Raw genomic sequence first — 12,498 nt, 5'->3', positions numbered from 1 at the left:
CTACTTAAGGGGTAGCTCCAAACCCTTTGATTAATAGTTCATGTACTCTTGGTGCGATGGATGTCAGGTCATACTTTTGATCGTTCATGACCCATGTAGTAATCGTTTCATCAATCGTACCAAACACCATTTGCCTTGCTAAGCGGACATCTAAATCGGTACGAAGCTCACCGTTTTGGGTACCCGCCAGTAGAATTTCATCTACAACATGTAAATACCCTTTTAACACCTCGTTAATCTTGAGTCGAAGCTCTAAATTGGATTGTCTTAATTCCAATTGGGTTACAATGGCGAGATGGTGATCTTCAGCAAGCATGGAAAAATGTTTTTCTATCAACGTTAATAATTTCTCCGTTGATGTCGATTTTCCTGCAATTTCTTGACGAATCTTTTCGACGAAGAGTCCCATTTTCTCTTGAAACAGTGAAATCAGGATGTCTTCCTTATTTTTAAAATAAAGATAGATGGTCCCGTCTGCTACTCCGGCTTGTTTGGCAATTTTGGAAACCTGAGCTTGGTGGTAGCCATTTTCCGCAATGACAATGACTGCAGCATCTATTATTTGTTTATATTTAGGTTTTTGTTGTTTCAACCTTTTCGCTCCCTTTTAAAAATGAATGAATAATCATTCATATTTTCATGATACTGTACCATGAATGAACTGTCAATCATTATCTTATCATAATTTTCGTGCAAGTTACTATTAAAAAGAGAGAGAGGTTTTTTACATCTCCCTCTCTATATTTATCATTTCGCTATTTTTTGCTTTTCTTCTTCTACCAATGCTCTTCTGAGGATTTTTCCAACGGCGGTCTTTGGCAGTTCATCTCTGAATTCATAGTATCTTGGCACCTTGTAGGCAGCAAGGTGTTTTCTTGTATATTGGTCCAGTTCTTCTTCTGTGAGGTTGGAGCCAGCCTTTTTCACGATGTAAGCTTTTACGGTTTCACCGCGATATGGGTCAGGAATTCCTGCGACCACTACTTCTTGAATTTCTTCGTGTTCATATAATACTTCCTCAATTTCTCTAGGATAGATATTGAAGCCGCCGGCAATTATCATATCCTTTTTACGATCCACCACATAGAAATAACCGCGTTCATCCATATAACCTAAATCCCCGGTTAAGAGCCAGCCATCTTTTAAAACAGCTTCTGTCTCTTCTTTACGGTTCCAATATCCTTTCATGATTTGCGGACCTCTTACAGCAATCTCTCCAATTTCACCGGTCGGAGCCAGTTCTCCATTTTCCAAGGAAAGAATAACGGATTCCGTATTTGGCCAAGGAATCCCAATGCTTCCTGATACCCTTTCATTCCATAGGAAATTAGCGTGGGTCACCGGTGATGCTTCTGAAAGCCCATAACCCTCAACTAGTTTTCCTCCCGTTACACGTTCAAACTGTTCTTGCACTTCAACAGGCAGTGCTGCCGATCCACTAATACATGAATCTATGGAAGATAAATCATACTTTTTGATATCAGGATGATTTAACAGGGCAATATAAATTGTCGGTGCTCCTGGGAAAAGTGTCGGCTTTTCCTTCTGAATGGTTTTTAATGTTGTTTCCGGGTCAAACTTCGGTAGTAGTATCATTTCATATGCCTGCATGATGGAAAGGTTCATTACTGCCGTCATTCCGTATACATGGAAGAACGGTAGGATTCCAATAACCTTTTCCTGGCCCTTTTGGCATCTGTACATCCAGTTGACACTCATAATTGAATTGGAGACAAGATTCATATGTGTTAACATAACACCTTTGGGGAATCCTGTAGTGCCTCCGGTATATTGCAGTAACGCGAGGTCATCGTTAGGATTTATCGGTACATCAATCGTTTGAGCTTCCGATTGTTTAATGATTTCGGTAAACAAGTGATTTTGGCCACTATGCTCCACCTTTACCACAATTCCGTACTGTTTTTTCTGAACAAAAGGGTAAAGCATATTTTTCGGGAACGGCAGATAGTCCTTTATTCCGGTTACGATCACATGCTTCAGTTTTGTTAGCGCTTTCACCTTTGACACTCTTGGATATAAAATATCTAACGTGATGATGATCTCGGAACCAGAATCATTGATTTGGTATTCCAGTTCACGTTCCATGTATAGTGGATTTGTTTGCACAACAATACCGCCTGCAAAAAGAACGCCATAATAGCTGATGACAGCTTGTGGGCAGTTCGGGAGCATGATAGACACTCTGTCGCCTTTTTCAATTCCAAGTCCTTTTAAGTAGTTTGCCAGTTTTAAAGATTGATCATAAACTTCTTCAAATGTTAATTTTTTGCCGAGGAAGCTGATAGCCGTTTTTGTTGGATATTCTTCCGCCGCTTGTTTCAAATAAGACTGCAGTGTTCGCTCTTCGAAGTTGATCTCATGAGGTATTTCTTCAGGATAATGTGATAGCCATGGCTTATTCACTATTTGCTCCATACCATTCCCTCCTCTTTATCGGCCTGTACTACTACAAAAGGCCCATATCTGTTTGTTATAGTATATCAGCAATTCTATAAAAATTATAACATTTTTTTGATTTTTGCAAAAAATGATGAATTATGACAACACTTAACCAGGAACCTTCAGATTTATGTCCTTTTTTATCTTCTTCTTTTCATAAAATATATTCGTTAGTTTTGGCGCAAAAATAAAAAGTAAGATTCCAAGTATCGCAGAAACCAGGATGAACACGCTACTAAATAATTTGGTTGCTCCAGTTGCAATCGATGCAATAACCACGGAGAATTCTCCTCTTGGTGTGAGTGAAAAACCAGCTCGTAAAGCAACCCTCTTTGTGAGCCCGTACCATCTACCTCCAAGCATTCCTACCAAAATTTTTCCCAGCAAAGCCCATCCAATCAATGTAAACAGTAATCCTACATACGGTACTCCTTCTCCGAGGTCTATCGTCGTGCCGAAATGCATAAAAAATATAGGTAAAAGTAAATCTCTCACAGGTAAAGTAACCTGCTCGATATCTTCAGAACGCTTCGTTTCGGCAAGCATGATACCTGCTAAAAATGCCCCTAATACTTCTGACAGCCCAAGTAACAAGGCAATGCCTGCATAACTAAGTGCAATACCAACTGTTAGCATAATGAAAATATCACTTCCGACCAATCGCTCAAAAAATTTCTCCAAACGAGTGAAGCCATAGCGACCAATGACCATGGCACCTGTGGTTAACAACACGATTTTACCCAAAAGAATCACAAAGTCCATCCCTGTTATCCCGCTGTCCGAAGCCAATCCAATTAGGACTGCAACAATGATTGGTGCCACAACATCTTCAAAGATGAGAATCGCAAGTATGTATTCCGACTCTGCATTGGCCAATCGTTTCGTACTTTCGAGTAGCTTGGCAGAAATCGAGGAACTTGTGGCATATAGGACACCGCCTATTAAGAAGGAAGTTAGAAGATCTAGACCAAAGAAGAGACAGATAATAGTAGACATTCCAAAGTTTAAGGCTACATCCAATAACCCAGGTTTCCAAACCTTGAGTGCCATATTTTTTAATTTTTTTAAGGGGAATTCAAGACCAAGTAGAAAAAATAATAGTACAATGCCTATTTCACTAGCAGTATGCAATAATTCATTTTCTGATATAAATGTTCCGATGCCAAGTCCTAAAAATATATAAAGTATGACGCCAGGGATCTTCATTTTTCCTCCGACATATCCGATTACAAATAGAACGAGTAGTATGACTCCTATGCTTACGAGAATTGGAGTACCTTCATGCATCAGGTAGCAGTCCCTCCCTCGCAAAGCTTGGTCAGTTTTTCTATTTGCGCTTGTTTGCCACAAACCATCAATATATCCTTTTCATGGAGCTTTACATCGACATCTGGTACGGCGATGTTATCTTCCCCTTTTACAATTCCAATAATAGATGCACCTGTTTTGGTTCTTATCTTCGATTCTCCTATCGATTTTCCAATTAAGGAGGAAGCTTTTTTCACTTCGATCCACTCAATAATGATTTGTTTCTTAAATATTTTCATCTTATCCATATCTACAGGTTGATAAATAGCACCTAGCAGTTGAGCACCAAGTTCCCTTGTTTCATCTGAGGTCAAAGAGATGGAGAAATCTGCTTCATCATGATCTGGGTCTTCAAAAAAATACATTTCCCGTTTTCCTGAATGGTGAACAACCAAGACCACCATATTTCCCTCAGCCGTCACAAATGATAGCTTCTTCCCAATCCCCGGCAGCTCTGTCTTCTTAAATTGCATACCAACAACCCCTCCCTTACCACCTATATTCTACGATTCTACCCTTTCTCCCTGCTGAACAACTTTTTTAAGGTAAGAAAAACTGGGAAAGAAACTCGCCTTGTACTAATTTGGATGAATTGGTTAATCGCCGCTGTTCCTTTCCGCGGGACGGTGCTTGAGCCTCTTCACAACGCTTCAGGGGTCTCAACCTACCGTTACTCCCCCGCTGGAGTCTCCGCCATTTTCTCCAATCCACAGCTAGAAATTACGTAGACTTATAGTTGACCCTTTTTCCGGTAACTCGTTTACAACTCTTCTTGTAATACAATTGGTGAATGAAATAGCCAAGTTGATTGTAGTGGAAGGCGCGCAGACGCCCGCGGGAGGAAGGGACAGGTGAGACCCCGGAAGGCGAAGCCTGAGGAGGCTCACGGACCGCCCGCAGGCAAGCGAAGCGCCTGGAACGGAGATCAACAGTATATTCTACTTTATTGTCCTTTAAAAAAAGGAAGAATCAGCAATGTGAAACTTGCTTCTTCTTCCTCACTGTTATTAACTCTTTATGCAATAAAAAGATAAATGATTCCTATTATGACAAACACGATACAACAACCAATCAACACTTTTGCTAAAGTTTCCAAAATTCCCTACTCCTTATCCAATACTTGCCCCAATAATAAAAGACAACCCTACAGAAATGACAAAGGAAATAAACCCGACAGCCCAATTCCCTTTTTCTATTTCCTTATCTATGTTAAAGCTTGGTGTCAAAAACTCAAAGATAAAATAGGCAAACAACAACAAGACAAATCCAACCGCTCCCCAGCCAATCATCGTCAACAACGTATCATGATCGCTAATAGAGTACCTGAAAATGTTGGCGATACCGAGTATTTTTCCGCCTGTTGCCATCGCTACAGCAAAATTACCTTTTTTAATTTCTTCCATGTTTTTATATTTTGTCACAAGTTCAAAAATAGCCAGAAACAGAACAAGACATAGTACCACCACACTAAAGTTGGCAGCTGTTCGGACTAATTCATTTTCCCAAAAAGCAGACATATCATGCTCCCCTCTTATTTCAGTTCGACGACGGTAACACCAGTGCCACCTTCAGACGCCTCACCAAATCGATAATTTTTAACGGAGCGGTGGTTCTTCAAGTAATTTTGCACCCCAACACGTAGCGCTCCCGTTCCTTTACCATGAATGATAGATACACGGTGATAACCTGCTAATGTCGCATCATCCAAGTATTTTTCCACTCTCATGAGTGCATTTTCAAACCGTTCGCCACGTAGGTCAAGCTCTATACTTACATGATAGTCTTTCCCTTTGATGGTAGCGAGTGGTTTCGTTTCCACAGGCTTTGGTCTGCTCAAATATTGAATGTCCTTCGTTTTCACTTTCATTTTCATAATGCCGATTTGAACTTGCCATTCCTTGGCTCCCGTTTTTTCCACAAGATGTCCTTTTTGGTTTAGGCTCAATACCTTTACTTCGTCACCAGGCTCCAGCGTTTGATTGTTAGCTTCCTGTTTTTTCGTAGCTGCAGATTTTTTTACAGTAGGCACAGCACCTTCCAATCGTTTTTTGGCATCGATTAACTCGTGCTCTTTTACATTGGCGTGCTGTTCCATTCGCATCTTGCGCAATTCACGGATAACCTTTTCTGCTTCTTCCTTCGCATCCTCCACCATTTTCTCGGCTTTTTCGGCTGCTTTTTCGTACAGTTTATCGCGCTGTTCGTTCAGCTCCTGCATTTGCTGCTCGAGATCTTCATGCAGCTGCTGTGATGTTTTTCTTATTTTTTCTGCTTCTTTCCATTCTTCTTCTGCTCTTTTTTGGGAAGCTTCCAAAGAAGCGATCATATTCTCCACTTTGTTGCTATCCTCACTGACAAAGCCTTTCGCCCGGTCGATGACTTCCATGCTCAACCCTAGACGTTTTGAAATCTCAAATGCATTACTTCTACCAGGGACCCCGATAAGCAAACGATAAGTAGGACTTAATGTATCCACATCAAATTCGACACTTGCGTTGACTACCCCCTCTCGGTTATAACCATATGCTTTTAACTCAGGGTAATGGGTGGTCGCAATGACACAAGCACCTCGTTGATATACTTCATCCAAAATCGAGATAGCAAGGGCTGCTCCTTCTTGTGGGTCTGTTCCTGCGCCAAGCTCATCAAAAAGAACCAGACTGTCGTGGTCTACTTTTTTAAGAATATCCACAATATTGACCATATGCGAGGAGAATGTACTTAAGCTTTGCTCGATGGATTGTTCATCCCCTATATCTGCATATACAGCAGAGAAAACTCCCACTTCCGACCCGTCTTGAGCTGGTACATGAAGTCCTGATTGAGCCATAATCGTTAATAAACCAAGTGTTTTCAACGTTACGGTTTTACCGCCTGTATTAGGTCCGGTAATAACAATGGAAGTATAGTCTTTTCCAAGCTCAATCGTATTCGGAACAACTTCATCCTCAATGATGAGAGGGTGTCTTGCCTGAACTAACCTTATATATTTATCATTATTGATTTCAGGTTTTGTTCCTCGGATATGTTTTCCATACTTCGCTTTAGCAAACATAAAATCTATTTCCGCTAGAATGTGAACATTTTCAAGAAGATCACGGGCAACTTCTGCAACTTCGGCTGAAAGCTCGGCTAGTATACGATCTATTTCCAGCTTTTCTTTCACCTTTGCTTCTTGAAGAACATTGTTAAGATCTACTACCTGCTGAGGCTCGATGAACAATGTCGCTCCTGAGGAGGATTGATCGTGTACTATCCCACCATAAGAACCGCGGTATTCTTGTTTTACCGGTATGACATAACGCTCATTACGAATAGTGATGATGGCATCTGACAACATCTTCTGTGCGTTGGAAGAACGAATCATGCTTTCTAGTTTTTCTCGCACCCTGGACTCTGTGGACCTTAATTGCTGACGGATTCCTCTTAACTTATCACTCGCTCCGTCCAGTACTTCCCCATATTCATCTATACAATTTTTGATATTACGTTCAAGTTCAGGATAAATGATTAATTGATCCATATATTCTTTTAAAATAGGAATGGATATATCTTCTTCTAATACAGATTCCACAAAACGGTCTAGCTTTCGCGCCGCATAAATAGTTCCTGCGATATCCAACAGTTCATGGGTGTTCAATGTCCCGCCAATCTCCGCACGCTTTACATGTGCACGAATATCGGTGATTCCACCAAGGGGAACTTCCCCTTTTAACCGAAGGACAGTTGCCGCCTCATCTGTTTGCAGTTGTCTCTTTACCACCTCTTCATAATTGGTGGCAGGCGTCAGTTGGGCCACTTTTTCTTTCCCTAAGGAGGAGGCAGAAAAAGTAGCCAATTTATCTTTTACTTTATTAAATTCCAATACCTTTAAAACCCTTGGTTGCACGGTACCATAACTCCCTTCTGTCTTTACATTACGTATGGTGTCGTGTTAAAAATTTCTTTAACTCGTCCAGTGACCATGTATTGATTACATTGTCTTTTTTTATCCAGCCTTTTCTTGCCGCTGCCACTCCCACTTCCATATGATCCAGCATGTCGATGCTGTGGGCATCTGTGTTAATGACAAGCTTCACTCCCGCGTCCTGTGCAAGTCGAACATAATGGCTTGCAAGGTCTAAGCGATTCGGGTTGGCATTCAGCTCAAGCGCGGTATCTGTTTCTTTTGCCAGCTGAATTAGCATTTCCACGTCCACATCATACCCTTCCCTGCGTCCAATCAGGCGTCCTGTAGGGTGTGCGATAATGTCCACATGATTATTTTCCAACGCTTTTCTCAAGCGGTCCATGATCACTTCTCTTTTTTGTGAAAAGCTTGAATGTATGGATGCAATGACAATATCCATCTCTTCCATTAACTCATCATCATAATCAAGAGAGCCGTCAGGGAGGATGTCCATTTCCACACCGGATAAAATCGTAATATCATCATATTTTTCATTGAGTTTCTTAATTTCTTCCTTTTGTTGTCTAAGGCGTTCCGGCGTCAATCCGTTTGCTACTTTCAGATATTGAGAGTGATCGGTAATCGCCATATATTTATACCCTTTTGCACGGTTTGCTTCTATCATCTCTTCGATTGTGTAGGCACCATCGCTATAGGTAGAGTGCATATGGAGATCTCCTCTTATGTCATCTAGTGACACTAATGGTATCTCCCCATGCTCTAATGCATAATCCACTTCTGTCCCATCTTCTCTTATCTCAGGTGGAATGAAAGGCAGGTTAAAATGACGGAAAAACGCTTCTTCCGTTTTGAAATGTTTCATTTCTCCTGTTTCCACATTTTCCACACCGTACTCACTAATTTTCTCTCCACGATCTTTTGCAAGCTGGCGCATACGGACGTTATGGTCTTTTGATCCGGTAAAATGATGCAAAGTTGTCGGGAAGCTTAAAGGTTCCACCATGCGGAAATCAACGGACACATCATAATCATATTTTAAAATGATGGACACTTTTGTATCACCATTTGAAATAATTTCAATCACCCTATCCATTTTCACTAGCTGCTCCCGAACTTTTGTAGGTTCTGTTGTGGAAATGATAAAGTCCAAATCTTTAATGGTTTCCCTGTATCTGCGAAGGCTTCCTGCACGGGAGTATTCCTCTATTCCATCTACGGTTGCAAGGAATTGTTCAATTTGTTCTGCAATCGGCGTCATAAAAGAGATCGGCAAACGATCTGGACGTTTTCCGACTTCCTCGATTGCAGCAAGGATTTTCTCTTCAGTCTTTTTTCCAAAGCCGGCAAGCGCCTGCACTTTTTCTGCTTCACAGGCTTCTTTTAAGCTTGTCATATCTACTACGTCTAGTTCTTGATAAAGTTTCGCTATTTTTTTGCCGCCAAGCCCAGGCAATTTTAATAACGGAATCAACCCTTCAGGAACTTCTTGTTGCAGCTCCTCTAAAACGGATGATTTTCCTGTTTCCAATATTTCATGGATGACAGCTGCAGTCCCTTTTCCAATGCCACTTATTTTTGTAAAATCTTCTATTTGACTTAAGCTTCTCTCATCATTTTCAAGGGCTAGCGCCGCTTTACGAAACGCTGAAACTTTAAAACCGTTCTCGCCCTTTAATTCCATATATGTAGCAATCGTTTCAAGCCATTTTACGATTTGTTTTTTATTCACGTTACTTCACCTGACCTTATGTAGACTTATCTAATTAAATCATACAAATAAATGAGGCAAATGTACAATCGAACAAACTGCTTCCACAAAAAAACAGGCCCAAAAAAGGCCTGTTTTATCGATTGTTTGTATTATTGCTTGCTTGTCAAATAACCGGACCATAATTCTTGTAGCTTTTCTGAGAATATCGGTGTATTTTCCACAATTCCCTTTGCCATGGACGAATCACTGATTGAGGTCTGCACCATCTCCAGAGGAACCAATGCTCCTATGTATAAGAAAAGAAACACAATCAAGTAAACTTCCACAAAGCCTAACACTGCACCTGCCCAGCTGTTCACCTGTTTCAAGATCGGCAAGTGGGAAAGGAAATCCAACATAGATCCGATAATCTGAGCAGCAATCCTTGTTCCAAAGAAAAGAATTGCAAAAGCAACAGCCCTGTAATAAGCCGTATCTAAACTGATCGTCTCGAAAAACATGGAAAACTCAGCATTGCCAAAACTCGGCATCGGCACCCAAAGTTTTAATTTCGGTGCTAAGTCAGCATAAAACATATATGCAACCACAAAGGCTGCTATAAAGCCGGAAAGATGGACAATCTGCATAATGAATCCCCTGCGGATCCCAACAATCAGTCCCATAATAAATAGAAAGATAATAATCAAGTCTAACATCGTACTCAACCCTTTTTCTTTAATTCTCTCTCAAGCATATCGTATTCATCTTTTAATTTGATATAATCATGTACAACATTCACCGCAGTAAGAACTGCCAGTTTACTGATGTCCAAGTTTGAATTTTTGCTATTGATTTCTCTCATTTTTTCATCGACAATGGAAGCAACAAGTCGTATGTGACTTATACTTTCCGTACCAACAATCGAGTATTGTTGTCCATATATGTCGACAGTTGTGCGAGTTTTATGCTCTGACAACGTGTATGCCCCCATTCATTAAAATCCTAATCTTTATAATACCACGAAACATTGTAAAGTGGAAAAGAAACATGGAAAAATGTAAAAATTTGTAGTAGGAGTGAATTAATTGTCGTATCAAGTCATCCAGGTATCTGGAACTATTTTAAACAAAATTGAGAGTTTCTATAAGGAACATAAGATAGATAAACTCCCAACAGGGGCTGTTTTTGTCGCCAAATCGCCTACTTGTAATATTACCGCATACAAGTCGGGAAAAGTGTTGTTCCAAGGAAAAGGGGCGGAAGAGGAAGCGAACATATGGAAGGGGTTCGGGGCAACGGACGCACCCGCTAAAGCTAGCAAAAAAGCAACTACTGTTTCATCAGTGAAATCCTCCTTACCTGCAGGGTTTGCATCCCTTTCTGTCATCGGATCTGATGAAGTAGGGACAGGAGATTATTTTGGCCCAATTACTGTTTGTGCCGCATATGTAAAAAAAGAACACATGGATAAATTGAAAGAGCTGGGTGTGCAGGATTCGAAAGCATTAAATGATGAAAAGATTGTGCGAATAGCAAAAGCAATCTTGCCGCATGTTCCTTACAGCCTATTAGTTTTACATAATGAAAAATATAATGAACTGCAACAGAGTGGTATGAGCCAAGGAAAAATCAAGGCTTTGCTGCATAATAAAGCATTGCAACATGTACTAGATAAGATCGCCCCGGAAAAACCCGATGCAATACTCATTGACCAGTTTGCTGAATCTGGGATCTACTATCGCCATGTGGCTCAGCAGAAGAAAATTGTTCGTGAAAATGTTTATTTTCATACCAAAGCAGAAGGACTGCACCTTTCCGTTGCAGCGGCGTCGATCATTGCGAGGTATTCTTTTTTGAAAGAGATGGATAAGCTGAGCGAATTAGCAGGGATCACGATTCCAAAAGGTGCGGGTTCAAAAGTGGATAGTGCAGCTGCAAGAGTGATCGAAAAGCATGGAGAAGGATTTTTGAACAAAGTGGCAAAAGTCCATTTTGCCAACACGCTGAAGGCAAAAAAACTGGTCAGATAACTTTACCAATCGAAATTTCGTATACAGTTGGTTGTCTTGTGCTATAATTTGTGTATACACATGATCGAAGAAGCCAAAGTGTTGGACGCACTTTGACTTAACAGTATAAGTTCCGCAGAAGCACGGCTACTGTGGAGTCGAACGTAATAAGTAACTCACCCGACTGCCTAACAGCGAATTAGAAGTCACGGGTGGGTTATTTTTTTGTCATTTCTTTTATTAGCACGATTACTAGATTTACAAACGCAAAGAGGAATAGTCCTGATGTGAGGAAAAGCTGCATCTCGCTCATACGGTCACCCCCGTTCTCCACAGGGATTCACCGCACCACCCGTTCCTATTATACTGTCTACTCTATTATACCATTCTATCGAAAAAACAGAACACACGTTCTTATAAATCATTCGAAATACCTAGTTTTTACTTGTATCTAAGAATTTGAGATTGCTTTATCGTTAACCTTCGCGGTTCCATTCCGCAAATGGCTCCGCAGGGGCTACCTTAAGCTTCCTCAGCAATGTACTGTCGCCTGTGGGTTCTCCACATTCCCGCTCCCTTGCTCTATTACCGTTTTTGTTTTTCTGGAAGAGTTTCGGGCGGAGAGACACCTCCTCTTTTACCCTTTATGCTTTTCTGGAGGAGTTTCGGGTGGAGAGACACCTGCTCTATTACCATTTTTGTTTTTCCCGAGGAGTTTCGGGTGGAGAGACACATCCTCTGTTACCGTTTTTGCTTTTCCGGAGGAGTTTCGGGTGGAGAGACACCTGCTCTGCTACCGTTTTTGCTTTCCTAGAAGAGTTTCGGGTGGAGAGAACCCTGCTCTATTACCGTTTTTGCTTTTCTGGAAGGGTTTCGGGTGGAGAGAACCCTGCTCTATTACCGGTTTTGCTTTTCTGGAAGAGTTTAGGGCGGAGAGACACCTCCTCTGTTACCGTTTTTGCTTTTCTGGAAGAGTTTCGGGCGGAGGGACACCTGCTCTGCTACCGTTTTTGCTTTCCGAGGAGAGGTTCGGGTGGAGAGAACCCTTGCTCTATTACCGTTTTTGTTTTTCTGGAAGAGTTTCGGGCGGAGAGACACCTCCTCTTTTACCCTTTATGCTT

General features: G+C 41.1%; 10 protein-coding genes. 1 reads left to right on the top strand and 9 read right to left on the bottom strand.

The window, feature by feature from the left end; all coding sequences use genetic code 11:
• Positions 1–4: 4 nt before the first annotated feature.
• The 9 genes from HF078_RS08300 to zapA form a co-directional block, all read right to left on the bottom strand.
• Positions 5–592, bottom strand: coding sequence for a TetR/AcrR family transcriptional regulator (locus HF078_RS08300; protein WP_169290716.1), 588 nt, complete (start codon positions 590–592; stop codon positions 5–7).
• A gap of 155 nt (positions 593–747) precedes the next feature.
• Positions 748–2,436, bottom strand: a complete 1,689-nt coding sequence (locus HF078_RS08295; RefSeq protein ID WP_169290715.1) for a long-chain-fatty-acid--CoA ligase — start codon at positions 2,434–2,436, stop codon at positions 748–750.
• Positions 2,437–2,568: 132 nt separating this feature from the next.
• Positions 2,569–3,747, bottom strand: coding sequence for a cation:proton antiporter (locus HF078_RS08290; RefSeq protein WP_169290714.1), 1,179 nt, complete (start codon positions 3,745–3,747; stop codon positions 2,569–2,571).
• Positions 3,747–4,241: a cation:proton antiporter regulatory subunit gene (locus HF078_RS08285; protein ID WP_169290713.1), complete on the bottom strand. Its 495-nt coding sequence runs from the start codon at positions 4,239–4,241 to the stop codon at positions 3,747–3,749. Before HF078_RS08285 ends, HF078_RS08290 begins: the two co-directional genes overlap by 1 nt.
• Before the next feature lie 636 nt (positions 4,242–4,877).
• Positions 4,878–5,285 (bottom strand): DUF350 domain-containing protein, encoded by a 408-nt coding sequence (locus HF078_RS08280; RefSeq protein ID WP_148987837.1) that lies wholly within the window; start codon positions 5,283–5,285, stop codon positions 4,878–4,880.
• Between the two features lie 14 nt (positions 5,286–5,299).
• Positions 5,300–7,657 carry an endonuclease MutS2 gene (locus HF078_RS08275; protein WP_169290712.1) on the bottom strand — a complete coding sequence of 786 codons (2,358 nt, stop codon included), beginning with the start codon at positions 7,655–7,657 and terminating at the stop codon, positions 5,300–5,302.
• A gap of 28 nt (positions 7,658–7,685) precedes the next feature.
• Entirely contained in the window at positions 7,686–9,407 is a 1,722-nt protein-coding gene (gene polX / locus HF078_RS08270; RefSeq protein ID WP_169290711.1) for a DNA polymerase/3'-5' exonuclease PolX, read from the bottom strand.
• A 131-nt stretch (positions 9,408–9,538) separates the two neighbouring features.
• Positions 9,539–10,084 (bottom strand): CvpA family protein, encoded by a 546-nt coding sequence (locus HF078_RS08265; RefSeq protein WP_169290710.1) that lies wholly within the window; start codon positions 10,082–10,084, stop codon positions 9,539–9,541.
• A 5-nt stretch (positions 10,085–10,089) separates the two neighbouring features.
• Positions 10,090–10,359 (bottom strand): cell division protein ZapA, encoded by a 270-nt coding sequence (gene zapA, locus HF078_RS08260; RefSeq protein WP_060664833.1) that lies wholly within the window; start codon positions 10,357–10,359, stop codon positions 10,090–10,092.
• Positions 10,360–10,453: 94 nt separating this feature from the next.
• Between zapA and rnhC the strand changes: the two genes are divergently transcribed.
• Positions 10,454–11,398, top strand: coding sequence for a ribonuclease HIII (gene rnhC / locus HF078_RS08255; RefSeq protein ID WP_169290709.1), 945 nt, complete (start codon positions 10,454–10,456; stop codon positions 11,396–11,398).
• Positions 11,399–12,498 lie beyond the last annotated feature (1,100 nt).

Source organism: Bacillus sp. RO2, assembly GCF_012911845.1.
Lineage (GTDB): Bacteria > Bacillota > Bacilli > Bacillales > Bacillaceae_I > Sutcliffiella_A.
The sequence above is the reverse complement of the archived record's forward strand: the minus strand, read 5'-3'. Positions and strand labels throughout refer to the sequence as shown.